The following is a 23,534-nucleotide window of genomic DNA, read 5'->3' on the forward strand; positions in this document are numbered from 1 at the left end:
CGCCGACGGGACCAGCCCCCCCGCCCGCGCCGCCGCCGGCCCCTCCCCCTGCATCCGCCCCGCCGGCGCTTCCGACGCCGCCCGCGCCGCCGTCCGCCCCGCCGTCCGCACCCGGCCCGGCGGTGACCGCCGCGGTCGCCGCAGCGCCACCGCCGCCCGACGCCCCGGCGCCGGGTCTTGACCCCGTCGTGTGGACCGCCGTCCTGGTGCTCACCGTGCTCCTCCCGGCCGCGCTCGCCGCAGCCCTCGGCCATCACGTCACCGTCTCCCGGAGCCGCCGATGAACCCCGTCCCGATGCTCAGCGCCGCCGCGGCCGTGACCCTCGCCGTCACCGCGCTGGCCGTCGCCCACCGGCTGCGTCCGGCCGTCCCCGAGGGCGAGGACCCGCCCGAGCCCCATCCCGTCCTCTACAGCATCGGCTCCGGCCTGCTGTCCGGTTTCCTCCTGATCACCGGCTTCCTGGTCGCCACCGGCTGGGCGGCCCACAGCACCGGCGTGCTGCCGCCGCGCGGCCTCTACGTCGCGGACGCGGCCGCGGGCATCGCCGTGCTCCTCTTCCCGGCGCTGGCCGGGCTCCCCTTCACCGTCCGCTACACCACCGCGGTCTGCTTCTTCGCCGCCCTGGTCGGCTACACGGCGTCGCTGGCGATCCAGCTCCGCCCGTAGCGGGCGGCGGCTCGGTCCGGTGCCCGTCTCCGGTCCGGTGCGCGGCCTCCTGCCGCCCGGAGGTGGCGCGAACGCGTCCTGCCGGGGACGCGAGGGCGGGCTAGCCTGGAAGGCGTTCGGGGCCCCGACGGCGGGACCGGGCGTCGACCCGCCCGACGGGAGCCGTCAGAGACGCCCCAGGAGGGGGTGAGGCGGATGGCCGATGCCACCGCGGGAGACGTCGTGCTCGGGCGGATCGGGGCGCAGGCCGCGGTACTGGCCGGGTTGGACGAGGCGGTGCGGGCGGACGAGCCGGACGCGGTGCACCGGATGCGGGTCGCCTGCCGACGGCTCCGCAGTGCGTTCCGGACGTACCGGCGGCTGCTGGCGCCGGGCGCCACCGACGAGCTGGTGGCCGAGTTGCGGTGGCTGGCGGCGGCCCTGGGGCAGGCCCGGGACCGCGAGGTGCTGGGCCTGCGGTTGGCCGAACGGGCCCGCACGCTGCCGCCCGAGTGCGGGCCGGAGCGCGTCGCGGCGGAGCTGGAGCGGTGGGGGCAGGCCGAGTACCGGCGGGTCCGGCCGGAGGTCGTCGCCGCCCTGGACAGCCCGCGTCGGAAGGCCCTGGCGCGCGGGCTGGCGGAGCTGCTCGCCGATCCGCCGCTGCGCCCGCGGGCGGACCGGGCGGCCGGACCGGAGCTGGCCCGGGTGGCCGCCCGGGAGCAGCGCCGGACGGCGGAGCGGGTGCGGTCGGCGCTGGCCGGCGGCGGCCCGGACACGGCGGAGTCCCGGGCCCGGGCGTTGCACGAGGCGCGGAAGGCGGCGAAGCGGGCCCGGTACGCGGGTGAGACGGCGGTCCCGCTGGTCGGGAGGCCGGCGGAGCGGTACGTCGAGCGGATGAAGGCCGTCCAGGAGGTGCTGGGGGAGCACCAGGACGCGGTGGTGGCGGCGACCGCGCTGCGGAGCAGGGCCGGCGAGACGGGCGAGCCGTTCGCCTACGGCGTGCTGTACGGGCAGCAGCTGGCGGCGGCGGAGCGCGCGCGGCGGGCGCTGCCGGAGGTGTGGGCGCGGGCGGCGCGGCCGAAGCTGGCCCGCTTCGGCTGACGGGCTCACGGGCTCACGGGTCGGTGGGCGGACGAGCTCACGGCGCCGCCGGGAGTGCGGGTGCGGCGCGGGGTCACTCCTCGGCGGGGGCGAGCCCGGCCGTGCGGGCGGCGGTGCGGAGCAGGTCGCGGAGCATGGGCACGGTGAGCCGGCCGGTGTTCGTGTTGCGCGGGCTGACGTGGTAGCACCCGTACAGCTCCAGCGGGGCTCCGCCGTCCCGGGCCGCCAGGGTCACGTGGGCGCCGTGGCCGAAGACCGGCCGGGGGCGCGGGACGCTCCAGCCGGCGGCGGTGAGCGCGGGCAGCAGGGCCTGCCAGGCGAAGCCGCCGAGGGCCACGACGGTGCGCACGGTGGGCCGGAGCAGCTCCAGCTCGCGGGTGATCCAGGGGCGGCAGGTGTCGCGTTCGGCGGTGGTGGGCTTGTTGTCGGGCGGGGCGCAGCGGACCGGGTCGGTGATCCGGACGCCGTTCAGCCGCAGGCCGTCGCCGTGGCGGACGGACTCGGCGCGGTCGGCCAGACCGAGGCGGTGGAGGGCGGCGTACAGCAGGTCGCCGGAGGGGTCGCCGGTGAAGATGCGGCCGGTGCGGTTGGCGCCGTGCGCGGCGGGCGCGAGACCGACCAGCAGGAGCGGGGCGTCGGGCGGGCCGAAGCCGGGGATCGGACGGGCCCAGTAGTCCCAGTCGAGGTAGGCGCGGCGCTTGGTGCGGGCGGTCTCCTCGCGCCACTCGACCAGGCGGGGGCAGGCGCGGCAGCCGGTGACGACGCGGTCGAGGGCGGTGAGCCCGTCGGCGCGGGCGGCGGCCTCGGCGGGATGGCGCGGGTGGTCCGGGTCGGTGGCCGGGTCGTTGCCGGTGGCGGGGCCGGGGACGCTGCCGGGGGACTGGGGCATGGGAACGATCGTAGGCGCGTTCCGGCGGGCGTCCGGCAGGCGTAGCGTGGAGACGAGCCGCTCCGGCGGTGTGTCCCGGCCCGGCCGGGGTCGGCGACCGCCGGAGAGCGCAGGTGCGCGCGAGGAGGCCGCGATGCTGGTTCTCGATGCGGTGTTGGCGGTCGTCCTCCTGCTGGGGCTCTGGGCGGGCCTGAGCGTCCGGGTCGTGCAGCAGTACCAGCGGGGTGTGGTGTTCCGCTTCGGCCGGGTGCGCGCGGAGGTGCGGGAGCCGGGTCTGGTGGTCCTGATGCCGGTGGCGGACCGGCTGCGGAAGGTGAACGTGCAGATCGTGACCCTGCCGATCCCGGCGCAGGAGGGCATCACGCGGGACAACGTCACCGTCCGGGTGGACGCGGTCGTCTACTTCCGGGTGGAGGATCCGGCGAAGGCGATCGTGAACGTGCAGGACTACAACTTCGCGATCTCCCAGGTGGCACAGACCTCGCTCCGGTCGATCATCGGCAAGAGCGAGCTGGACGATCTGCTGGCCAACCGCGAACCGATCAACCAGGGACTGGAGTTGATGATCGACAGCCCGGCGCTCGGCTGGGGGATCGAGATCGACCGGGTGGAGATCAAGGACGTCGCCCTGCCCGAGTCGATGAAGCGCTCGATGTCCCGGCAGGCGGAGGCCGAGCGGGAGCGGCGGGCGAGGATCATCACGGCGGACGGCGAGTTCCAGGCGTCGGCGCGGCTCTCGGAGGCCGCGGCGGTGATGAGCGCGACCCCGGCGGCGCTGCAACTCCGGCTGTTGCAGACGGTGGTGGAGGTGGCGGCGGAGAAGAACTCGACGCTGGTCCTGCCGTTCCCGGTGGAGCTGCTGCGGTTCCTGGACAGTGCGACCGAGACCCGGCACGCGGCCCGGGGCGGGCAGCCGGGGCGGGAACGGCCGGAGGGCGGTGCGGCTCCGACGGCGCAGGTCGACGGCGCGGAGCAGCTCGAACTGCCGCCGCTGGACGAACTCCTGGAGCGCACGCCGCTGGAACCGCCGCCGGACCCGGTACCGGACCCACTGCCGGATCCGCCGGCGATCCGGGACGGCGCGGCCGGGGAGGCGTAGCGAGGACCGGGGCGGTCCCGGTGAGGGGCCCGGTGGCGGGGGCACCGAGGCCGGACCACGATGGAGTGGTGGGAGTGCCAGGCACGTCAGGAGGCCGATCATGACCAGCGCGGGCGACATCATGCACCAGGGGGCCGAGTGCGTGCGCGAGCACGAGACGCTCGCCACGGCGGCCCGGATCATGAAGGAACGCGGCGTCGGGGCGTTGCCCATCTGCGGGGAGCGGCAGAAGCTGCTGGGCATCGTGACCGATCGGGACATCGTGCTCAAGTGCGTCGCCGAGGGGCTCGACCCGGCGGCGGTGACGGCGGGGGAGCTGGCCCAGGGGCGGCCCCTGACCGTGGAGGCGGACGAGGACGCCGAACAGGTGCTGCGGGTGATGGAGCAGTACCGGGTCCGCCGGCTGCCGGTGATCAACCACCCGGAGCACGAGCTGGTCGGCATGATCAGCGAGGCGGACATCGCGCGCAGCCTGCCGCAGGCGCGGCTGGCCGAGTTCGTGGCGGCGGTCTGCGCCGAGGAGCCGGCGCGCTCGAAGGAGGTACTGGAGACGCCGCAGGGCGCCTGAGGAGGAGCGTTTTCGGGAAATCTCCGCGACGGGCGGTCCGGAACCCCCTGCCCGGGGCGTGGTGATCGATCGGGTGGCACTCGGCGTACGGGTGCCGCCCGGTTTCACCGTCCGTACCCGTGGCCCGAGGGCCGTGCGGTACCCGTGGAGAGGACCCTCCCGCATGCAGCACTCCGGACTCGCCCGGCGCGCGTTCCTGGGCACGGCCGCCGTGGCCGGCGCCGGCCTGGTCACGGCGGCCACCACCGGTCCCGCCGCAGCCGCGACCACCACAGCCACGACCGTCGCCGACGACCGGCCCGTCCCGGAGTCCGCGGCGTCCCCCTCCGCCACAGCCACAGCCACCGACACCGTGTACCGGTGGCTCGGCACGGCCGGCTGGCGGGTCGACCACGGCCGCCGCACCGTCCTCTTCGACCCGTACCTGACGCGCTTCCACACCGGCCTGTACGACGGGACGTTCAGCGAGGCGACCGCGCTGACGGTGAACACCCGGCTGGTCGACGAGCACGCCGGGCGCCCGGAGCTGGTGCTGGTCAGCCACAGCCACTGGGACCACATCAACGACGTCCCGCACATCGCCCTCACCACGGGGGCGACGGTGGTCGGCACCGAGACCACCTACCACCTGCTGCGCGCCTGGGGTGTGCCGGCCGGGCAGCTGGTGGTGGTCCGGGGCGGCGAGGTCCTGGACTTCGGCGACGGCCTGGTCGTGGAGGCGGTCTCCGCCCGGCACAGCCGCAACGGCCGCCGGCAGTACTTCGCTCCGGGCACCCTGCACTCGGCGCCGGCGCAGCCGCCCGCGACCGTCGGCGATCTGCCGGAGGGCGACACGTTGGCCTTCCAACTCTCCTTCGCCGGTGGGCCGTCGGCCTTCCTGATGGGGGCCAGTGACTTCGCCGAGCGGGAGCTGGCCGGCTTGCGGCCGGACATCGCGATGGTGGCGGTGCCGAGCAGTGCCTCGACCCACCGGTACGTGCCCCGGCTGCTGGAGGCGCTGGGACGGCCGCGCACGGTGGTGCCGGTGCACTGGGACAGGTTCGAGACCGAGCTGGTCAACCCCGTCCGGCCGGACGCGGACCTGGGCGCGTTCGTCGCCCAGGTCCGGCAGGCCTCGCCGCGCAGCCGGGTGGTGGTGCCGGACTACCTGACACCGCGCACCTTCCGGTAGGCGCGGTGCCGCGGGGCCGGGTCGTCGTGGTCAGCCCAGCGCGTACACGGCGGTGGCGTGCGCGGCGGGCTCCTCCTCGCCCTCGGCGGTCAGGGTGACGTCGAGGAACGCGATCCGGCGGCCCAGCTTGGTGATCCGGGCGTGCACCAGGACGTCCCGCCCGGTCACCGCGCGCTGGAAGCCGGTGGACTGCTGGACGGTCGTCGCCGGTCCGAAGCCGCCGCGGGCCGCCGACAGGGCGATCACGCCCGCGGTGTCGGCGGCGGCCATCAGCGCCTGGCCGGAGAGCGCGCCGCCCTCCCGGGCCAGCCGGTCGGACCAGGGCAGTCGGAGGACGGCGTGGCGCTCGCCGGTGTCGGTCACCGAGAGGCCGAGCTCCTGCACCCAGGGGGCGAAGTTGTCGGCGAGGATCCGGTCCGCCTCGGCGGTGGTGATCGTCATCCCGCCATTGTCGGCGGCGGGGGCCGCGCTGTCAGCGGTCCGCGCGCGGTGCCGGGCCGTGGTGCGGCGGCCGTCCCCGGCGCGGCGCGCCGTGGACGGCCGCTCCGGCCGGGGTCAGCCCTGTGCGCGCAGGGCCCGCTGCATCAGCTCCGCCAGGTGCACGGCCTGCCGCCCCTGGGCGAGTTGGGCGATCTGGGTGCGGCAGCTGAAGCCGTCGGCCAGTACCACCGTCTCCGGCGAGGCCGCCCGTACCTCCGGCAGCAGCACCCGTTCGGCGATCGCCACCGACACCTCGTAGTGGCCGCGCTCGAAGCCGAAGTTGCCCGCCAGCCCGCAGCAGCCGGAGTCCAGCACCCGGTTGTCGACGCCCATCCGCGCCTCGATCCGGCGGTCCGCGGCGGTGCCGAGCACCGCGTGCTGGTGGCAGTGGGTCTGGGTGACGGCCTCCACCGGCAGCTGCGGCAGAGGTGCGTCCGGGGCGAACTCGTCGACGAACTCGGCGAAGGTGCGGGTCCGTTCGGCCACCGGGCGGCCGTCGGCGCCGAGCAGGCGGGGCAGGTCCTCGCGCAGCGTCGCGGTGCAGCTCGGATCCATCCCGATCACCGGGGTGTCGGCGGGCAGGCCGGTGGCGGCGAGTGCGGCCAGGCTGCGCCGCATCACCCGCCGGGCGCCGGGGAGTTGGCCGGTGGAGTACCGGGTCAGGCCGCAGCAGACCGGGCCGGCCGGCAGCCGCGCGTCGAAGCCCAGGTGCTCCAGCACCTCGACGGCGGCGCGCAGCACGTCGGGCTGGAGGTGGTTGGAGAAGGTGTCCGGCCAGAGCAGCACCGGCCGCGAGCCCGGCGGGGTGGGGTGCTCGGCCCGGTGCCGCCGGTACCAGCGGGTGAAGGTCTCCGGGGGCAGGACGGGCAGCACCCGACGCCGGTCCACGCCGCCGAGCCGCTTCAGCGGGCCGGCGGCGGGCGAGCGCGCGACCAGGTTGGCCAGGCCGGGGGCCAGTGCGGCGGCCCGCAGCCAGAGCGGCAGCCGCCCCATCGCGTAGTGCGAGGCGGGCCGCAGCCGGTGCCGGTAGTGCTGGTACAGGAACTCGGTCCGGTAGGTCGCCATGTCGACGTGGACCGGGCAGTCGCTCGCACAGCCCTTGCAGCCCAGGCAGAGGTCCAGCGCCTCGCGCACCTCCGCCGACCGCCAGCCGTCCGGGACGGCTTCGCCGCGCAGCATCTCGGCGAGCAGCCGGGCCCGGCCGCGGGTCGAGTGCCGTTCCTCGCCGGTGGCCATGTAGCTCGGGCACATCACCCCGGTGGTCGGGTCCACGCACTTGGCGACGCCGACGCACCGGTGCACCGCCTTGGCCAGGCTGCCGCCGTCCTGCTCGAACGGGAGGGCGAGCGGCAGGGTGCGCAGCGGACCGTCGAACCGCAGGTCGGCGTCGAGCGGGCGCGGGTCGACCAGGGCGCCCGGGTTGAGCAGGTTCTCGGGGTCCCAGATCCGCTTGAACTCGCCGAACAGGGCGATGATCCCGGGCGGGTACATGCGCGGCAGCAGTTCGGCGCGGGCCTGTCCGTCGCCGTGCTCGCCGGAGAGCGAACCGCCGTACGAGACCACCAGGTCGGCAGCCTGCTCCATGAACTCCCGGAAGACCGGCAACCGCCGGGGCTCGGTGAGCGGGAAGTCGATCCGCAGGTGGACGCAGCCCTCGCCGAAGTGCCCGTACGGGATGCCGCGCAGGCCGTGCCGGCGCAGCAGCGCGCGCAGGTCGCGCAGGTAGTCGCCGAGCCGCTCCGGCGGGACGGCCGAGTCCTCCCAGCCGGGCCAGGCCTCGCTCCCCCCGCCCTGACCGCCCTGCCCGCCCTGCCCGCCGCCGGCACCGTCGGCCGCTTCGCGCGGGAGCCGGGTGACGATCCCGGCGCCGGCCTCGCGCACCCCCCAGAGCTGCTTCCGCTCGGCCGGGTCGGTGACCACGGAGACGGTCGCGGTCCGTTCGCGCCGCACCGCGTCGGCGAGCCCGCGCGCGGCGTCCAGGGCCTCGGCGGGCGTCGTGCCGCCGGCCTCCAGGAAGAGCCAGCAGGCGCCGTCCGGCAGCCGGTCGAGGGCGGGCGGGCGCGGGCCGGCGGCGAGCAGTGCGGCGACCAGGTCGGCGGCCATGCCCTCGACGGTGAGCGGGCGCAGCGGCAGCAGGGCGGGGACGGCGTCGGCGGCGGCGGTCTCGTCCGGGTACCCGGCGACCACCAGCACGCGGGCGGGCGGTTCCTCGACCAGCCGGACGGTGGCACCGAGCAGCAGGGCGCAGGTGCCCTCGGTGCCGGTCAGCGCGCGGGCCAGCCGGTGGCCGCGCTCGGGCAGGAGGGCGTCCAGCGGGTAGCCGGAGGTGCGGCGCGGCAGGTCGGGCATGCCCTGGCGGATGGCGGCCAGGTTCCGTTCGGTGAACTCCTGGAGCCGGGTGTGGAGCCGGCCGACCGGGCCGGGCAGGGCACGGAGGGCGGCGCGATCCGCCGTGCCGAGGGCGCCGCCGACGGTGAGTTCGGTGCCGTCGGCGAGCAGCAGGTCCAGCGACTCGACGTTGTCGGCCGTCCGGCCCCAGGTCACCGAGTGCGCGCCGCAGGAGTCGTTGCCGATCATGCCGCCGAGCGTGCACCGGCTGTGGGTGGAGGGGTCCGGGCCGAACCGCAGCCCGTACGGGCGGGCGGCCCGCTGGAGGTCGTCCAGCACCGTGCCCGGTTCGACCCGGGCGGTCCGGCGCTCCGGGTCCACGGCGTGGACCGCGCCGAGGTGGCGGCGGAAGTCGATGACCACGGCGCCCGGGCCGATCGCCTGCCCGCCGACGCTCGTCCCGGCCCCGCGCGGCACCACCGGCACCCCGTGGGCGCGGCAGAGCGCGAGCGCGGTGCGCACGTCGTCCAGGTCGGCGGGCTTGACCACGCCGAGCGGCAGGTGGCGGTAGTTGGAGGCGTCGTGGCTGTAGACGGTCCGTTCGGCCGCACCGAACCGGACCTCGCCGCGCAGGACGGCGGCCAGTTCGCGGGCCAGGTCGGCACCGGGGGTGGGGGACGGGCGGCTCACGGGCGGTCCTCCCGGGCGGAGGTCGGGGGGCGGGGCGGCGGTCCCGCCGATCATCGCAGCCGGGCCCGGCCGTGCGGTACCGCCCACTCCGGTGGACCGCCGCCCCGGCCGCCGACGGCGGCCGGGGTGCACGTCCGGCCCGCGCACGTCCGGCCCGCGCGCGCCTGGCCCGCGCACGTCCGGGGACGGGACCCGGAGGGCCTGGAGCTTGTCTGACCATTCCCGCCGGGCGCTCGACGCGGGTTGCCAGAAGAGCTCTAGCGCCGGCCGGTGAGGGTGCCGCGGGCGATGTGCGACAGCTTGGCGACCTCGAAGGCCGGGTAGGCCCCGCCGGCCAGCAGCGAGAACTTGACGCCCTCCCGGCCGGCGGGCCGCCGGTGGCCGGGCGGCTGGAACCGGCGGTGGTGCTCGGCCGCGCGGTGGAAGAACTGCGGCCGCTCGGCCCGGGAGACGCATCCGGCGAGGTCGAAGACGAACAGGTAGTGCCGGATCATCCGGGTGAACAGGGCGTCCCGGACGGCGTCCGGCCCGGGACCGCCGCTCCCCGCGGGCGCGTCAGGACCCTCCTCCAGCAGCTCGTCCAGCAGGGCGAAGGAGCGCTCGTACTGGTCGAAGAGGTCGAAGCGGCTGCTGCCCGGCGAGCCGGTCGGGTGGACGGTCTCCCGGCGGCGCAGCTGCACGCAGTGCTGCGGGAGCACGGCGATCCGCGCGGCCGTCAGCATCGCCCGGTGGACCAGCGGGATCTCCTCGTACATGCCGTCGGGGAAGGCCAGGCCCTGCTCCTGCCAGTGCGCGCGGCGCAGCAGCCGGTCCCAGGCCAGGGCGGGCGCGCCCAGCAGTTCCGGGCGGTCCAGCGGGCCGAGGACGTCGGGGCCGGCCGCGGCCAGCTGCGCCTCGGCGCCGCCGGGCCAGTCCCGGCCCGCGTGCCGCCGGGTGTGTCCGAACAGCAGCAGGTCGACCGGGCCGGTCCGGTCGAGGCGGTCGGCGAGGGCCCGGAGGGCGTCCGGGGGGACGTGGTGGTCGGCGTCCAGGAAGAGCAGGTACGCGCCCCGGGCGCGGGCCGCACCGGCGTTGCGGGCGGTCCCGACCCCGACCGCCGCGTCGAGGCGGAGCACGGAGACCTGCGGGTGCCGGGCCGCGTAGGTGTCGGCGAGGACGGTCGCGGACTCGGGGGAGCGGTCCGCGACGAGGAGGACCTCGAAGTCGCGGAACGACTGGGCGAGCAGCGAGTCCAGGCAGTCCGCCAACTGTTTCTGCTGGTCGTGGGCGGGGAGCACGACGCTGATCAGGGGTGAGGGCATGGGGCCGGAGCGTAGGAGCGTCTGCGAACGGTGGCAAAGCCCTGACGGCGCATCATTCTGATCAATACCCGTCAAATCGTACGGGCGTGCGCCATATCTTCACCGGCTCCTCCGGGCGCGTCCACGTCAGGACGCGCCCCGGGCCGACTCCCGGGCCGACTCCAGGGCCGGGCACCGGCCCGGTCGCCAGGTCGCGGAGGTACCAGTCCAGCCGGTGACCGTCCCGCCCGGTCACCGGTGCCTCCCCGGCGCGGCGGAAACCCGCCCGCCGGGCGACGGCGGCCGAGGCGCCGTTCTCCGGGTCGACCCGGATCACGCCCTGTGCGGCCCCCTCGCCCGCCGCGTAGCCGCAGACCAGGTGGACGGCGCGGGTCGCCAGCCCGCGACCGCGCCACTGCGGGTAGAGGCCGTAGGCGATGTTGACCTGGTCCGGACCGAGGTCGGGCAGGGCGAACCGCAGGTCGATCGTGCCGGCGAGGGTCGGCCCGGGCCCGGTGCGGATCCCGAAGGCGCGCGCGGGCCCTCCGGACGCCCACTGCGCGGTGCAGCGCCGTACGTACGCCTCGGTGGCGGCCCTGGTGCTCGGTGCGCCGTTGAGCCAGCGCACCAGCTGCTCGTCCTCCCCGGCCAGATGCGCGTCGATGTCCTCCACCCGGAAGGGCGTGAGGGTGACGACACCGTCCGAGAGCGTCACACGGTCCACACCGTCACTCTTCCGGGCGCCGACCGGGTGCGGCGAGCGAATTTCGGGCGAAAGGGGGCCGGAACCGGTCAGGATGCCGTGCCGGCCCGCTGCCGGCGCAGCAGCAGCGCCACCGCGACCGCGGCCGGCGCGACCACGCCTGCCCCGGTCGGCAGGGTGACCCGCATGGCCTCGACGAACGCCGTCCGCGCCTGGTCGGCGACCGGACCGCCGAGCCGGGAGGCGGCGGCCGGCGAGGAGCGGGCCGCATCCGCGAGCTGCGGGGGCGGGGCGGTGACGTCCACCCGGCTCCGGTAGACGGCGCCGAGCACGCTGCCGAGGACGGCGATGCCGAGCGCGCCGCCCAGCTCACGGGACAGGTCGTTCATCGCCGAGCCGAGGTTCTGGAAGGACGCCGGGAGGGCGTCCGTGATGGCGGTGGTCGCGGGCGTCATGGCCCATGATCGGCGGCGCGGTGCAGGACCCGGCGGTGGCGCTGCTCGTCGGCGAGGTGCTCCAGCGCGAGATGGGGGACCGGGTCGCGGCCCGGATCGGCGGTGCGGACGCCCGCCGCCGGGCGTGCGCGTTCGGCGCGCAGCCGGCGGCCTGATCGTGGCGCGGTACGTGCCGAAGCTCCAGCCGCTCGCCTCGATGCCGACCGATGAAATGGCGCGGGCCTACCTGCCGACGCTGCGGCACGTCCTGTGGGGGCGCCCGGTGGCGGGGCCGGGCGGGAGCGCCCGGGGGTGACCCGGCCGAGGTGAGCGGCCGGGTGGCGGGGTCCGCCCGAGGCGGCCGGCCCCCGGACGCGGCCGAGCCCGCAGGCGGGACGCCTGCGGGCTCGGGGTGTGCCGGTGTTGCCGGGCCGGCTCAGTACCAGTGGTGCGACTGCCAGAAGGACCAGGCGCCGCACGGGCTGCCGTAGCGGGAGTTCATGTAGTCCAGGCCCCACTTGATCTGGGTGGCCGGGTTGGTGCGCCAGTCGGAGCCGGCCGAGGCCATCTTGGAGGCGGGCAGCGCCTGGACCAGGCCGTAGGCGCCGGAGGACGCGTTGGTGGCGGTGACGTTCCAGCTGCTCTCGCGGGCCACGATGTTGCTGAAGCACTGGAGCTGGCCGGCCGGGACGATCCGGGCGGCGATCTCGCGCGGGCTTCCGGAGGGGACGGGCTTGCTGTTCAGCGCGGCGCGCTCCTGCGAGCGGGAGGCGGCGGCCTCGGCGTCGGCCTTGGCCTTGGCGTCCGCCTGGGCCTGCGCCTGCGCCTGGGCGTCCGCCTGGGCCTGGGCCTCGGCCTGCGCCTGTGCGGCGGCGGCAGCAGCGGCGTCGGACTCGGCCTGTGCCTGTGCCTGTGCGTCCGCTGCGGCCCGGGCCTCGGCGTCGGCCTGCGCCTGGTCGGCGACCGGCTGTCCGTCCACCGAGACGGCGGCCACCGGGGCGGCGGCCTCCGCGACGGCGGTGCCGGTCTGCGGGATGGCGAGGGCGGCGGTGGCCGCACCCGCCACCACGAGGGTGGCGACACCGGTGATCAGCGAGTTGCGGCGGGCATGGCTGAGCTGCAAAGCGAACAATCCTTTTCCGTCGGGGGGCCGTCAGGGCCGTCGGTGGCCGTCGGTGGCCGTCGGTGGCCGTCGGGTGTGCCGGGGCGCCGTTCGGGCGGTGGCACGGGCGCCGGGCGCCGTACGGGCCGGCTCGGGTGAGCGGGGTCCGCGGTGGCGTACCGGACGGCCTGATGCCCCGGCGGAGTGCGGGGCGGGCGGGGCGCGCGGCGGGGGGACCGGTCCGCGCTGCCTGGCGACGGACCATTCTTGGCAGAGCCCGGGACGGGCGGCAATGCCGCGGGCTACTACGCCCGGTCGTGGATGTGCGGGGTGGAAACGCCGAAGCGCCCGACCGGGGGCGGGCGCTTCGTGGTGATTTGTCCGTTTTCGTGAATTCCTGGGCGGGGCTACTGGGTCGCCGACGAACGAACGGCTCCGATCCGGTCGCCGCCTGCGTTCCTCCCCCCGGGAGTGGGCGGCCCCGCCCCGCCGGTCCGCCGGAAACGGCGGGTCCGGGGCCCGTCGGACGCGGTCGACCGGGCGGTGTCCACTATCGGCGGCAGTAGACCGGCGAACCCGTGTGGGCGGCCTCACAGCCGGACCGGGCGGCGGTCGACGCAGGGTGACGCCGCGGTCACCGGTCCGGCCCGCCGCCGGGTCTCCCGGGCGGGCGGGTGCGCCCCCGCCGGGCCGGACGGCACCGCCCGCCGGGCCTTCCCGTCCGGTCAGGTGCTCCGGTAGGGGTTCGGCTCGGCCGGCAGCGGCGGAGCGCTCGCGTACGGGTTGCCGGGCACGGGACCCTGCGCGTCGTACCCCGGCAGGTCGGGGACGTCGGCGGAGGCGTCCTCCTCGCCGTCCTCGTCCGCCGGCTCCTCCTGCTCCTCGACCGGCACCAGGTCACGGGCCAGGAGGGTGGCACCGGCCACCGCCCCCGGCATGGCGATCACCGTCACCAGCGGCACCAGGAACGCCAGGACCAGCGGCACGCCGAAGCCGAAGGCGAGGCCGAGCCGGGCGCGCAGCAGCCGGATCCGCTCGCGCTGCGGCACCCCGCGCCGCTGGAGGCCGACCGAGGTCAGCTCGACCGCGAGGAAGAACCCGGAGACCAGGAAGCCCAGGACGGGGACCACCGTCTGCCCGATCACCGGGATGAACCCGCAGGCGAACAGCACCACGCCGAAGCCGGCCGCCCGGACCAGCACGTAGAGGCTGTCCCGGGCCGAGATCACCAGCTCGCGCCAGAGCGGCGTGTCGGGCGCGGCCGGAGCGCCGCCCTCGGTCTCGTCGACCTTCTCGCAGAGCGCCTCGTAGAAGGGCTGGCCGACCAGCAGTGTGACTGCGGTGAAGGTGAGGACGGAGAGCATCAGGCCGCCGACGAAGACGATCGCGGCGAGCGCGGTGCGCAGCATGCCCTGCCAGGGCGAGCCCCAGTCGTCGGCGAACGGGGTGGCCCAGTCGGCGATGTCGCCGGCCCAGCCGCCGAGGAAGAACAGCGCCACGACGTAACCGACCAGGGTGATCAGCGCCGGGATCATCCCGAACGCCCACCAGCGGCCGTGTCGGCCCACCCACTTCTGGCCCTTGGCCAGGTACCCCATCCCCGCTGCAAGATCTCGCATGAGGGGAAGGGTAGGTGCTGGTACGTCAGCGGGTCATATCCGTCCCGTCACGGAACGGAACGGAGCGCGGGGCCCGCCCGGGGCCGGCCCGCCGGACGGGGCGGACGGGGCGGACGGCGAGGGGGCGGGCGGGAACGCGACACCGGGCCCGGGAGCCTCCGCAACGGCTCCCGGGCCCGGTGGTTCGCGGGCGGCGTGCTCGGCTCAGGAGGCCGAGGTCACCGCCGCGGCCCGCCGCCGGCGGCCCACCACGGCCGACGCCGTCAGCACGATGGCCGCGGCGACCAGCGACAGGTACATCTGCTTCCGGCCGTCGGAATCGGTGAACATGTACGCCATCACGAAGCCGATCATGCCGATCGCGGTCCAGGTGAGGTACGGGTACAGCCACATCCGGACGGTCAGCCGCTCGGGCATCTCGCGCTCGATGATCCGGCGCATCCGCAGCTGGGAGAAGCAGATCACCAGCCAGACGAAGAGCGCCACCGCACCCGAGGAGTTGAGCAGGAAGGAGAAGACGGTGTCGGGGGAGGTGTAGTTGAAGAAGACGGCGACGAAGCCGAACACCACCGAGGACAGGATCGCCACCTGCGGCACACCGCGCTTGGTCACCGAGGCGAAGGCCTTCGGCGCGTCGCCGCGCTGCCCGAGCGAGAAGGCCATCCGGGAGGCGGTGTACATGCCCGAGTTCAGGCAGGAGAGCACGGCGGTCAGCACGATCACGTCCATCACCCGGCCGGCGCCCGGGATGCCGATGTGCTCCAGCACCGCCACGTACGGGCTGCCCTTGACCGAGGCGGAGTCCCACGGCAGCAGGGTCACCACGAGCAGGATCGAGCCCAGGTAGAACACGCCGATGCGCCAGATCACGCTGTTGGTGGCCTTGCTGACCGCCTTCTCCGGGTCCTCGGACTCGCCGGCGGCCAGGGTGACGATCTCGCTGCCCATGAAGGCGAAGACGACGGTGAGCATGCCGGTGAAGACCGCACCCACACCGTGTGGCAGGAAGCCTCCGTGGCCGACCAGGTTCTCGGTGCCGACGGCCTGGGTGCCGGGCAGCAGGCCGAACACCGCCAGCGTGCCGACGACCAGGAAGGCGGCGATCGCCACCACCTTGATCCCGGCGAACCAGAACTCGAACTCGCCGTAGGAGGCGACCGAGGCGAGGTTGGTCGCGGTGAGGACGGCCATGACGATCAGCGCGAACGCCCACTGGGGGACGCCGGGCATCCAGCTGTTGAGGATCTTCGCGCCGGCGGTGGCCTCGACGGCCAGCACCACGACCCAGAAGAACCAGTACAGCCAGCCGATCGAGAACCCGGCCCAGCGGCCGAGCGCCCGGTCCGCGTACGCCGAGAAGGAGCCGCTCTGCGGGTCGGCCGCGGCCATCTCGCCGAGCATCCGCATGACCAGCACGACCAGGACTCCGGCCAGCGCGTAGGAGAGCAGGATGCCGGGGCCGGTGGCGGCGATGCCCGCGCCCGAGCCGACGAAGAGGCCGGCGCCGATGACGCCGCCGATGGCGATCATCGACAGGTGGCGGTTCTTGAGTCCGGCCTTCAGGTGGCCGTCGCCACCGTGACCGGGCTGCTGCTGCGGGGTGGTGCCGTTCGCGGAGGCGTCGACCGGGGGCGATCCGGTCGAGGTGGTGGTTTCCGCACTCATCTGAGGGTGCCCTGTGCCTTTCCAGCGCGGCCTGACCCTCGACTCGTACGCCGGAGGGTGGGGGACGGATCCGCGCATTGCGGTGCAACCTAACTTCTACCTCCGAGTATCGGAACAAGGCCCCGGAAAATGTTCGCTCAGCGGACATGAAACAGCAGGTCAGAGGGGGTGAAGAGGGGGCGGTGAAAGCTCAAATCTGACACAGTGCCAGGTCGCCGGGGGTGGGGCGGGACTGCCGGCGGCCCGCCTGCGGGGTCCGTCGGGCGGCCGTTCATACTGGCCGCGTGATGATCGTCCTCGTGGTGTTCGGCATCCTCCTCCTGCTGGCCGTCCTGGCCCTCGCGCACTGGTACCTCTGGCGCCGCCTGGTGCGTGACGTCTCCGTGCCGGGCGGGCGGTGGCGCCGGGCCGGCACGGTGCTCGCCGTCGTCCTGCCGCTGCTCGCCCTGGGGGCGGTGATCGGCGGGCGGGCGCTCCCGATGGCCGTGGAGCGGTGGCTGGCCTGGCCCGGGTACCTCTGGCTGGCGGTGCTGCTGTACCTGCTGCTGGCGCTCGGTGTCGGCGAGGCCGTGCGTCCGCTGCTGCTGCGCCTGCCGGCGCGCCGGGCGGAGGCCGGGCGGGTGGCCGAACCGGCACCGGTTGCCGACCCTGCGGACCCGGCGGACCCGGCGGACCGGACGGTTGCGGAAGCGCCCCGGGAGGTTCAGGGGGCCCGGGAGGTCCCGGAGGCTCCGGGGAGCGGGGCCGGCGTGCCGTCGACGTCCTTCGCCCCCTCGCCCGAGCGGCGACTCTTCGTGGCCCGGGCGGTCGCGCTCGGCGCCTCCGGCGCGGCGGCGGCCGTGGTCGGCACCGGCGCCTACGGGGTCCTGCGCGGACCCGGGCTCAAGCACGTGACCGTGCCGCTGGCCAAGCTGCCCGCCCGGGCGGACGGCTACCGGATCGCGGTGGTCAGCGACATCCACCTCGGGCCCATCCTCGGCCGTGCCCACACCCAGCGGATCGTGGACACCATCAACGGGGCGCAGCCCGACCTGATCGCGATCGTGGGCGACCTGGTGGACGGCAGCGTCGCCGAACTCGGCCGGGACGCCGAGCCCTTGGCGCAGCTGCGGGCCCGCGACGGCGCGTACTTCGTCACCGGCAACCACGAGTACTTCTCCGGCGCGGCCCCCTGGGTGGACTTCGTCCGCGAGCTGGGCGTCCACCCGCTGCAGAACGCCAGGGTGGAGCTGGGCGGCTTCGACCTGGCGGGGGTCAACGACATCGCCGGCGAGAAGGAGGGCGACGGTCCGGACTTCGGCAAGGCGCTCGGCGACCGCGACCGGGCCCGTACCTCCGTCCTGCTGTCGCACCAGCCGGTCACCATCCACGACGCGGTCCGGCACGGCGTCGACCTCCAGCTCTCCGGGCACACCCACGGAGGGCAGCTCTGGCCGGGCAACTTCCTGGCCGAGCTCGCCAACCCCACGGTCGCCGGGCTGGAGCGGTACGGCGACACCCAGCTCTACGTCACCCGTGGCGCCGGTGCCTGGGGCCCGCCGGTCCGGGTGGGCGCGCCGTCCGACATCACCGTCGTCACCCTCGCCTCGCTCCGGGCCTGAGCGCGGGCCCGGCGCGGCACGGTCCGATCCACGCGGTCCGGGTCGCGCCGGTCAGACCCGCTCGCTCTCGCCCTCGGTGTCGATGTGGGGGAGGATCCGGTCGAGGAAGCGGGGCGTCCACCACGCGGCCGGGCCGAGCAGCGTCATGACCGCCGGTACCAGCAGCAGCCGGACGATCGTGGCGTCGATCAGGACGCTCACCGCCAGGCCCAGGCCCATCATCTTGATCACGATGTTGTCGCTGACGATGAACGCGGCGAACACGCTGACCATGATCAGCGCCGCACAGCTGATCACCCGCGCCGTGATCTCCAGCGCGTGCGCCACGCCCGCCCGGCTGTCGCCGGTCCGCAGCCAGGCCTCGTGCACCCGGGAGAGCAGGAAGATCTCGTAGTCCATGCTCAGGCCGAAGACGATCGCGAACATCATCATCGGCACGTAGCTCTCGATCGGCACGGTGCCCGAGACGCCGAGCGCCGGACCGCCCCACCCCCACTGGAAGACGGCCACCAGGACCCCGTACGACGCCGCGATCGAGATCAGGTTGAGCACGGCGGCCTTCACCGCGACCAGCAGCCCGCGGAACACGATCAGGATGATCAGGAACGCGAGCCCCACCACCACCGCGATGATCCACGGCAGCCGGCTCGACACGATGTCCAGGAAGTCCACCTGCGCGGCGGTCGTCCCGGTCACGTACGTCTCGGCGCCGGTGCCGGCCACGGACTGCGGGAGCACCGTGTCGGCGAGCCGGTTGACCAGCTCGGTGGTGCTCTGCTCCTGGGGCGCCTCCGCCGGGATCACGGTGGACACCAGGATCACGCCGTCCGGGCTGGGCTGGAGCGGGCCGACGCTGGCCGCGCCCGGCAGTCCGGTCAGCGCCTGCTGCACGGCGCTCTGCACCCCGGACCGGTTCCCGGCCGGCACCGCGCTCTGGTCCACCACCAGCGTGAGCGGCCCGTTGGAGCCCGGGCCGAAGGCCTCCGACATCAGGTCGAAGGCCCGCCGGTCGGTGAACGAGGTCGGGTCGGCGCCGTCGTCGATGTGCCCCAACTGGATGGAGAACAACGGGATCGCCAGGATCGCGATCACGATCACGCCCCCGGTCAGGAACCACCACGGCCGCCGCTCCACCCGCCGGGCGTAGCGGTGCCAGCTCCCGGTGATCTCCTCGCCCGGCGCGGCCCCGGTCTCGGCGACCGGTCGCCGCACGTGGTAGCGGTCCATCCGCCGCCCGATCAGCCCCATCAGGGCGGGCAGCAGGGTCAGCGCGCCGAGCACCGCCGAGACCACGGTCACCGCAGCCGCGACACCCAGCTTGGCGATGAAGGAGACCCCGGAGACCGAGAGCCCGGTCAGGGCGATGACGACCGTGCAGCCGGAGACCAGGACGGCCCGCCCGCTGGTGGCGACCGCCTGCCCGGCCGAGGCCACCGGATCGTGGCCGTCCATCAGGTTCTGCCGGTGCCGGGTGAGCAGGAACAACGCGTAGTCGATGCCGACGCCCAGCCCGATCATCGTGGCCAGCGTCGGAGCGACCGTCGCGAACGTGGAGAGGGCCGCCAGCAGCCCGAGCACACCCAGGCCGACCACCGCGCCGATCAGCGCCGTGACCAGCGGGAGACCGGCCGCGATGACGCTGCCGAAGCCGATCAGCAGCACGACGATCGCGACCGCGAAGCCGATCGCCTCGCTGGTCCGGTCGTCCGGGGCGGGGCGGGCCAGCTCGCCGAGCGGGCCGCCGTACTCCACCTGCACCCCGGCGGCCCGCAGCGGCGCGACGGCGGTGTCCACCTCGTCGAGGTAACTCTCGCCGAGCGTCGTCGGGTTGGCGTCGAACCGGACGGTGATGTACCCCGTGAGGCCGTCCGTCGACAGCGGTCCGCCCGGCGGCGCGGCCTGTCCGGCCGGGGGCAGCGGGCTCTGCACGGACAGCACGTGCGGCAGCTGCTGGAGCGCGGTGAGCGACTGGGAGAGCGGCGACTCGAAGCCGGCCAGCGGCTGGGCGTCGTGCAGGACGACCTGGGCGGCGGTGCCGGCGGCCGCGGGCTCGTGCGCCTGGAGCACGTTCTTCCCCTGCGCGGCCTGGGTGCCCGGCAGCGAGAAGTCGTCGGAGTAGGTGCCGCCCACGGTCCGGTTGGCGATCTGGACACACGCCAGGACCGCCAGCCAGAGGACGATCACGAGCACGGAGTGCCGGGCGCACCACTCGCCGGTCCGGCGGAGCAGGCCGCGGCGGGACTCGGGGGGTGCGCTGGGGGTGGCGGCCCGGCTGGGCGGCGTCATGGGCTCTCCCGGGGGTGGGTCCGCCGCGCGGTGGCCGCCGAAGAGCGGCAGCGGGGCGGGCCGGATGCGACAAACCCTAGGTCGCGCAGGTGCGCCGGGCCCGGGGAAGGGCGGCCCGCTGCTCCCTTCGGGCGGTCCGGGTGCCTGTCGGGGTGTCGGCCGGGGCCGGTCCGGGTGTCGGTCCGGGCCGGTCGGGGTCAGTCGGCCCGCAGGGCCAGGACGGTGACGAGCCGGGCGTCGGCGGGGTTCCCGGTGAGGCGCGCGGCCAGCACCGCCGGGATGTCGCTCTCCTGCGAGTACCCGGGCACGACGGTGACCTCCGTCTGCCGTACGCCGTCCGTGCCGGCGACCGCGTAGGTCACCCGGTACCTGGTCGCGTCGGGCGGCGGGACCGCTCCGGTCCTCCGCATCGGGCACCACCTCCGTCCCGCCGTCATTGTCCGCCCGGACGCGGGTGGAGGGGATGCCGGGCGCGGAGCCGCCCCGGGCGCACGGCCCGCCGGCCCGCGTGCCCGGGCCGCGTGCCCGGGCCGCGGGGCGATCCTGTGGCCGATCGGGACGAACCCGGGCAGAGTGGAGATTCCGGGCGCGACGCCCCGGCAGCGGGAACCACCGGGACGGCTCCGGGAAGGAGCGACCCCATGCAGACCACCTGGAAGGGGACGATCAGCTTCGGCCTGGTCTCCATCCCCGTCCACCTGTACTCCGCCACCCAGGAGCACGACGTCCCCCTGCACCAGGTGCACGCGAAGGACGGCGGCCGGGTCCGGATGAAGCGGTACTGCGAGCAGGAGGCGAAGGAGGTCCCGTACGCGGAGATCGCCAAGGGCTACGAGTCCCCGGACGGCCGGACCGTCACCCTCACGGACGAGGACCTCGCGGACCTGCCGCTGCCCAGCAAGAAGATCATCGACGTGCTGGCCTTCGTGGACGCGGCCGAGATCGACCCGCTGATGTTCTCCAAGGCGTACTACGTCGGTGTCGCCGACAAGGCCGCCGCCAAGCCGTACGCGCTGCTCCGGGACGCGCTGGTCGAGTCCGGACAGATCGCCGTCACCAAGATCGCGCTGCGGACCAGGGAGTCCCCGGCCGTGCTGCGCGTGCACGACGGCACGCTGGTCCTCCAGACCTGCATCTGGCCCGACGAGGTCCGCCCGGCCGCCGGCATCGCCCCGGAGGAGGAGGTCACCGTCCGGCCGCAGGAACTGAAGATGGCGCGTTCGCTGATGGAGACCCTCTCCGAGGACTTCGACCTCGGCCAGCTCCACGACGACTACCAGAAGGCGCTCCAGCAGGTCATCGAGGCCCGGCTGCAGGGGGTCGAGGTGCCGCACGAGGAGGAGCCGGGGGAGGCGCCGGACAACGTGATCGACCTGATGGAGGCGCTGCGAAGCAGCCTCCGGCAGGCCAAGGGGGCGCACCCCGACCGGGCGGGCGGGCGGCCGGCGGAGGCCGACGTCAGCGCCGACGGGGCCGACAGTACCGATGAGACCTTCGAGGAGAAGCCTGCCCCGCGCAAGCGCGCCGCGGGTGCGAAGAAGGCGACTCCCGCCAAGCCCACCGCCGCGGCGGCGCGGAAGGGCACCGCCTCGGCCACGAAGAAGTCCGCCGCCAAGAAGACCACGACCCGAAAGTCCACCACCCCACGGAAGGCCTCGTGACCTCCCGCCACCCCGGAGGTGATCCCCGATGGACCTGCTCACCTACAAGGCTCTCGACACCGGCCCGGAAGCTCCGGCCCACCCGAGCCTGGCCCACCGCGCCTGGCACGGCCTGCTCGGCCTCAGCCCGACGGCCGTGGTCCTCCTGGTCGGCCTCTCGCTCGGCCTCGGCGCCGTCGGCGCCCAGGTCACGTCGCTGCCCTGGCTGATCGTCTTCAGCGTCATCTGGGGGGTGACCGTGATCGCCCTGGTCGGCGTGGTGGCCCGCTGGCGGACGCCCGGCCGGGGCCGGCACCGGATGGCCACCTGACGTCCGCCGGGGCGGTCCCCCGCCCGTGATCGCGGGGAACCGCCCCGTGCGGGGGAGTCCCGGGCTGGGGAGTTCCGGACGGGGGAGGCCGGGGCGGGGGAGTCCCGGGCGGGGGAGGCCGCCGCGGGTGCGGGTCAGCCCTTGAACAGGTTGTGGCCGACGTCCGACGGCACGAGCTCCTTCACCGGCGTGCTGTCCCCGTCGGGCACCCGGGCGCCGGGGACCGGCTCGTCGCTCTCGCGGTGCAGCAGCACCACGCCCTGTTCGGCCCAGACCTGCCGGTAGCCGTGGGCGAGTAGCAGCGCGATCCGCTCGGCCTGCTCCACGTCCGACTGGAACGGGAAGGTCCGGGTGTCGGACCGGATCAGGACGTACTCCCGGCCGCGCGGCACGCCGTCGACGAGGACGGTGTCGGTCCGGCCGACCAGCCGGGGCACCACCTGGTTGTCGGCCTCGACCCGGGCGCCGTCGGGGATCTGCCCGGCGCCGCGGACCAGCGCCGCGTTGCTCGCCGAGGGCCGCCAGCCGGCCGGCGTCAGCAGGCTGATCCCGCCCAGCATCACGCTGCTGGCCAGCGAGACGGCCACCACGGCGAGGCCGAGACCGGTACCGGCCCGCCGCCGCAGGCCGCCCCGGGCGTGCAGGCGGCCGAGCGCCTCCAGGGTGGCGGTGAGCAGCACCGGCCAGAGGAAGGCGTCGTAGTGGTGGGCGATCGACCAGTGGTTGGCGTTGTCGGAGAGGACCCGCTCGGCGAGCAGCGGCAGCAGGCAGAGCGTGGTCGCCGAGCGCAGCGGGAGCAGGAACAGGGTGCCGAACAGCCAGAGCACCAGCAGCGGCTTGAGGGTCGCGTTGGTGGCGACCCGGAGCAGCAGCAGCGGGTCGCCGAGCACGTTGGTCAGCGCCGTCCCGGCGTCCGGGCCGATCGGGCCGTAGACCCAGTAGTAGTCCGGCTGCCCGCCCATCGCGGGGATGAGCCACACGATGGCGAGCGCCGAGGCGAGCGGGCCGCCGACCAGCAGCCCGGCGCCGTACAGCAGGCCCCGCCGGTCGCCGGCCCGCTCGCCCTGCCGGTCGCCGCGCGGGCGGTTGCGCCAGAGCAGGACCAGGCCGTAGACGCCGACCAGCAGGCCGAGGTCCTCCTTGGTGGCGCAGAGCAGCGCGGCGGCGAGGGCCGCGGTCCCGTACCGGCGGGCGAGGCCGCGTTCGAGCATCAGCAGGGTGAGCGGGACGGCGAAGGCGACTTCGTGGAAGCCGCCCCGGCCGGCGGCGAGCAGCGGCCAGCCCAGCCCGTACACCAGACCGGCGAGGTCGGCTGCCAGGCGGGCGGCGCGGGTCGCGCGGGTCGCGCCGGGGTCCTCGTCGCGGGCGGTCGCGGAGGCGTCCCCGCCGGGTCCGGCGGCCGGTGCCGACGCGTCGGCCGGTCCGGGGGAGGGGAGCCGGAAGCAGTGCACGGCGATGCGGCGGATCAGCGGGACGCCGGCGGCGAGGAGGAGCGCCTGACCGAGGATCAGGGTGCGCGGGTCCTCCCAGATCCAGTAGAGCGGGGCGAGCGCCGCCAGCACCGGTGAGAAGTGGTCGCCCAGGAGCGAGAACTCGGGCGGGAACTCGTGGTGGTAGCTCTTGACCGGCGCGACCGGGAGACCGAAGTGCGCGTAGGCCGCGACACCCTGGTGGAAGATCCCCAGGTCGAAGCCGCCCAGTTGGACCGCCGACCACTGCTGCAGCCCGCAGGCCGCGGTGACCGCTAAGCAGAGGAACGTCAGGACGGCCGTCCGGCGTCCGGAGAGCGCGGCGGTCCGTGGCGCGGGCGGGCGGGAGGCGCGCGGCAGCAGCGGCCGGATCGTACGGGTGGACGGGGTGAGTCCGGTTTCGACTGGCACGTGATCCCTGAAGTGGTCGGA

Annotated in this window: 23 protein-coding genes; 11 read left to right on the plus strand and 12 right to left on the minus strand. The window is 75.2% G+C overall.

Translation table 11 applies throughout. The annotated features are described in order from the left end of the window. From ABZY91_RS26125 to ABZY91_RS26135, 3 genes are all read left to right on the plus strand, one after another. On the plus strand, positions 1-181 hold a 181-nt coding region (locus ABZY91_RS26125), incomplete at its 5' end, for a hypothetical protein (RefSeq protein ID WP_355405469.1). A 99-nt stretch (positions 182-280) separates the two neighbouring features. Beyond that, positions 281-667 carry a hypothetical protein gene (locus ABZY91_RS26130; RefSeq protein WP_329952597.1) on the plus strand — a complete coding sequence of 129 codons (387 nt, stop codon included), beginning with the start codon at positions 281-283 and terminating at the stop codon, positions 665-667. 195 nt (positions 668-862) lie between these two features. Then, on the plus strand, positions 863-1,747 hold the full coding sequence (locus ABZY91_RS26135; protein ID WP_355405470.1) for a CHAD domain-containing protein: 885 nt from the start codon (positions 863-865) through the stop codon (positions 1,745-1,747). Positions 1,748-1,820: 73 nt separating this feature from the next. On the opposite strand, the gene ABZY91_RS26140 is transcribed toward ABZY91_RS26135, so the two are convergent. Then, entirely contained in the window at positions 1,821-2,636 is an 816-nt protein-coding gene (locus tag ABZY91_RS26140; protein ID WP_329952599.1) for a uracil-DNA glycosylase, read from the minus strand. A 133-nt stretch (positions 2,637-2,769) separates the two neighbouring features. On the opposite strand from ABZY91_RS26140, the gene ABZY91_RS26145 reads away from it, so the two are divergent. The 3 genes from ABZY91_RS26145 to ABZY91_RS26155 all read left to right on the plus strand — a co-directional run bounded on the left by ABZY91_RS26145 (position 2,770) and on the right by ABZY91_RS26155 (position 5,474). After that, on the plus strand, positions 2,770-3,735 hold the full coding sequence (locus tag ABZY91_RS26145; RefSeq protein ID WP_355405471.1) for a slipin family protein: 966 nt from the start codon (positions 2,770-2,772) through the stop codon (positions 3,733-3,735). 100 nt (positions 3,736-3,835) lie between these two features. Further along, the gene (locus ABZY91_RS26150) at positions 3,836-4,303 is read left to right on the plus strand and encodes a CBS domain-containing protein (protein ID WP_355405472.1); all 468 of its coding nucleotides are present in this window, start codon (positions 3,836-3,838) and stop codon (positions 4,301-4,303) included. 163 nt (positions 4,304-4,466) lie between these two features. Then, entirely contained in the window at positions 4,467-5,474 is a 1,008-nt protein-coding gene (locus ABZY91_RS26155) for an MBL fold metallo-hydrolase (RefSeq protein ID WP_355405473.1), read from the plus strand. Between the two features lie 30 nt (positions 5,475-5,504). Here the strand turns inward: ABZY91_RS26155 and ABZY91_RS26160 are convergent, their stop codons facing one another. The 5 genes from ABZY91_RS26160 to ABZY91_RS26180 form a co-directional block, all read right to left on the minus strand. Next, the gene (locus tag ABZY91_RS26160; RefSeq protein WP_355405474.1) at positions 5,505-5,915 is read right to left on the minus strand and encodes a PaaI family thioesterase; all 411 of its coding nucleotides are present in this window, start codon (positions 5,913-5,915) and stop codon (positions 5,505-5,507) included. Positions 5,916-6,029: 114 nt separating this feature from the next. Then, on the minus strand, positions 6,030-8,972 hold the full coding sequence (locus ABZY91_RS26165; protein ID WP_355405475.1) for an FAD-binding and (Fe-S)-binding domain-containing protein: 2,943 nt from the start codon (positions 8,970-8,972) through the stop codon (positions 6,030-6,032). A gap of 257 nt (positions 8,973-9,229) precedes the next feature. After that, positions 9,230-10,273, minus strand: coding sequence for a glycosyltransferase (locus ABZY91_RS26170; RefSeq protein WP_355405476.1), 1,044 nt, complete (start codon positions 10,271-10,273; stop codon positions 9,230-9,232). 61 nt (positions 10,274-10,334) lie between these two features. Then, complete coding sequence (locus ABZY91_RS26175; protein ID WP_329952605.1) at positions 10,335-10,976, minus strand: GNAT family N-acetyltransferase; 642 nt, start codon at positions 10,974-10,976, stop codon at positions 10,335-10,337. Positions 10,977-11,044: 68 nt separating this feature from the next. After that, positions 11,045-11,410: a hypothetical protein gene (locus tag ABZY91_RS26180; RefSeq protein WP_355405477.1), complete on the minus strand. Its 366-nt coding sequence runs from the start codon at positions 11,408-11,410 to the stop codon at positions 11,045-11,047. Positions 11,411-11,415: 5 nt separating this feature from the next. On the opposite strand from ABZY91_RS26180, the gene ABZY91_RS26185 reads away from it, so the two are divergent. Further along, positions 11,416-11,565: a hypothetical protein gene (locus ABZY91_RS26185; RefSeq protein ID WP_355405478.1), complete on the plus strand. Its 150-nt coding sequence runs from the start codon at positions 11,416-11,418 to the stop codon at positions 11,563-11,565. Positions 11,566-11,579: 14 nt separating this feature from the next. Beyond that, the gene (locus ABZY91_RS26190; protein ID WP_355405479.1) at positions 11,580-11,705 is read left to right on the plus strand and encodes a hypothetical protein; all 126 of its coding nucleotides are present in this window, start codon (positions 11,580-11,582) and stop codon (positions 11,703-11,705) included. A gap of 120 nt (positions 11,706-11,825) precedes the next feature. Here the strand turns inward: ABZY91_RS26190 and ABZY91_RS26195 are convergent, their stop codons facing one another. The 3 genes from ABZY91_RS26195 to ABZY91_RS26205 form a co-directional block, all read right to left on the minus strand. After that, positions 11,826-12,512, minus strand: coding sequence for a transglycosylase SLT domain-containing protein (locus tag ABZY91_RS26195; RefSeq protein ID WP_355405480.1), 687 nt, complete (start codon positions 12,510-12,512; stop codon positions 11,826-11,828). Between the two features lie 704 nt (positions 12,513-13,216). After that, positions 13,217-14,110, minus strand: a complete 894-nt coding sequence (locus tag ABZY91_RS26200; RefSeq protein ID WP_329884281.1) for an EI24 domain-containing protein — start codon at positions 14,108-14,110, stop codon at positions 13,217-13,219. 204 nt (positions 14,111-14,314) lie between these two features. Further along, a complete protein-coding gene (locus ABZY91_RS26205) occupies positions 14,315-15,775 on the minus strand; it encodes an amino acid permease (RefSeq protein WP_355405482.1) in 1,461 nt (486 codons plus the stop codon). A 287-nt stretch (positions 15,776-16,062) separates the two neighbouring features. On the opposite strand from ABZY91_RS26205, the gene ABZY91_RS26210 reads away from it, so the two are divergent. Continuing rightward, the gene (locus ABZY91_RS26210; protein WP_355405498.1) at positions 16,063-17,376 is read left to right on the plus strand and encodes a metallophosphoesterase; all 1,314 of its coding nucleotides are present in this window, start codon (positions 16,063-16,065) and stop codon (positions 17,374-17,376) included. A gap of 51 nt (positions 17,377-17,427) precedes the next feature. Here ABZY91_RS26210 and ABZY91_RS26215 read toward each other — a convergent pair whose 3' ends face one another. Both ABZY91_RS26215 and ABZY91_RS26220 read right to left on the minus strand, forming a co-directional pair. Next, positions 17,428-19,662 carry an MMPL family transporter gene (locus tag ABZY91_RS26215; RefSeq protein ID WP_355405483.1) on the minus strand — a complete coding sequence of 745 codons (2,235 nt, stop codon included), beginning with the start codon at positions 19,660-19,662 and terminating at the stop codon, positions 17,428-17,430. A gap of 197 nt (positions 19,663-19,859) precedes the next feature. Further along, positions 19,860-20,072: a hypothetical protein gene (locus ABZY91_RS26220; protein ID WP_355405484.1), complete on the minus strand. Its 213-nt coding sequence runs from the start codon at positions 20,070-20,072 to the stop codon at positions 19,860-19,862. Between the two features lie 231 nt (positions 20,073-20,303). Here ABZY91_RS26220 and ABZY91_RS26225 point away from each other — a divergent pair, with 231 nt between their 5' ends. Then, the gene (locus ABZY91_RS26225) at positions 20,304-21,323 is read left to right on the plus strand and encodes a Ku protein (protein WP_355405485.1); all 1,020 of its coding nucleotides are present in this window, start codon (positions 20,304-20,306) and stop codon (positions 21,321-21,323) included. A gap of 28 nt (positions 21,324-21,351) precedes the next feature. Beyond that, positions 21,352-21,633, plus strand: coding sequence for a hypothetical protein (locus tag ABZY91_RS26230; protein WP_329884291.1), 282 nt, complete (start codon positions 21,352-21,354; stop codon positions 21,631-21,633). A gap of 134 nt (positions 21,634-21,767) precedes the next feature. Here ABZY91_RS26230 and ABZY91_RS26235 read toward each other — a convergent pair whose 3' ends face one another. Beyond that, positions 21,768-23,513: a DUF2079 domain-containing protein gene (locus tag ABZY91_RS26235; RefSeq protein WP_355405486.1), complete on the minus strand. Its 1,746-nt coding sequence runs from the start codon at positions 23,511-23,513 to the stop codon at positions 21,768-21,770. Positions 23,514-23,534 lie beyond the last annotated feature (21 nt).

Origin of the sequence: Kitasatospora sp. NPDC002965, from assembly GCF_040611255.1 — a bacterium.
In the GTDB taxonomy this organism is placed as follows: Bacteria; Actinomycetota; Actinomycetes; order Streptomycetales; family Streptomycetaceae; genus Kitasatospora.

What these genes read in the sequence shown, in the direction of transcription:
- ABZY91_RS26180 (WP_355405477.1), bottom strand. Translation starts at nt 11,410, where the DNA reads ATGACGCCCGCGACCACCGCCATCACGGACGCCCTCCCGGCGTCCTTC.
- ABZY91_RS26230 (WP_329884291.1), top strand. Translation starts at nt 21,352, where the DNA reads ATGGACCTGCTCACCTACAAGGCTCTCGACACCGGCCCGGAAGCTCCG.
- ABZY91_RS26150 (WP_355405472.1), top strand. Translation starts at nt 3,836, where the DNA reads ATGACCAGCGCGGGCGACATCATGCACCAGGGGGCCGAGTGCGTGCGC.
- ABZY91_RS26205 (WP_355405482.1), bottom strand. Translation starts at nt 15,775, where the DNA reads ATGAGTGCGGAAACCACCACCTCGACCGGATCGCCCCCGGTCGACGCC.
- ABZY91_RS26160 (WP_355405474.1), bottom strand. Translation starts at nt 5,915, where the DNA reads ATGACGATCACCACCGCCGAGGCGGACCGGATCCTCGCCGACAACTTC.
- ABZY91_RS26155 (WP_355405473.1), top strand. Translation starts at nt 4,467, where the DNA reads ATGCAGCACTCCGGACTCGCCCGGCGCGCGTTCCTGGGCACGGCCGCC.
- ABZY91_RS26170 (WP_355405476.1), bottom strand. Translation starts at nt 10,273, where the DNA reads ATGCCCTCACCCCTGATCAGCGTCGTGCTCCCCGCCCACGACCAGCAG.
- ABZY91_RS26210 (WP_355405498.1), top strand. Translation starts at nt 16,063, where the DNA reads ATGATCGTCCTCGTGGTGTTCGGCATCCTCCTCCTGCTGGCCGTCCTG.
- ABZY91_RS26135 (WP_355405470.1), top strand. Translation starts at nt 863, where the DNA reads ATGGCCGATGCCACCGCGGGAGACGTCGTGCTCGGGCGGATCGGGGCG.
- ABZY91_RS26215 (WP_355405483.1), bottom strand. Translation starts at nt 19,662, where the DNA reads ATGACGCCGCCCAGCCGGGCCGCCACCCCCAGCGCACCCCCCGAGTCC.
- ABZY91_RS26225 (WP_355405485.1), top strand. Translation starts at nt 20,304, where the DNA reads ATGCAGACCACCTGGAAGGGGACGATCAGCTTCGGCCTGGTCTCCATC.
- ABZY91_RS26220 (WP_355405484.1), bottom strand. Translation starts at nt 20,072, where the DNA reads ATGCGGAGGACCGGAGCGGTCCCGCCGCCCGACGCGACCAGGTACCGG.
- ABZY91_RS26130 (WP_329952597.1), top strand. Translation starts at nt 281, where the DNA reads ATGAACCCCGTCCCGATGCTCAGCGCCGCCGCGGCCGTGACCCTCGCC.
- ABZY91_RS26145 (WP_355405471.1), top strand. Translation starts at nt 2,770, where the DNA reads ATGCTGGTTCTCGATGCGGTGTTGGCGGTCGTCCTCCTGCTGGGGCTC.
- ABZY91_RS26200 (WP_329884281.1), bottom strand. Translation starts at nt 14,110, where the DNA reads ATGCGAGATCTTGCAGCGGGGATGGGGTACCTGGCCAAGGGCCAGAAG.
- ABZY91_RS26185 (WP_355405478.1), top strand. Translation starts at nt 11,416, where the DNA reads ATGATCGGCGGCGCGGTGCAGGACCCGGCGGTGGCGCTGCTCGTCGGC.
- ABZY91_RS26140 (WP_329952599.1), bottom strand. Translation starts at nt 2,636, where the DNA reads ATGCCCCAGTCCCCCGGCAGCGTCCCCGGCCCCGCCACCGGCAACGAC.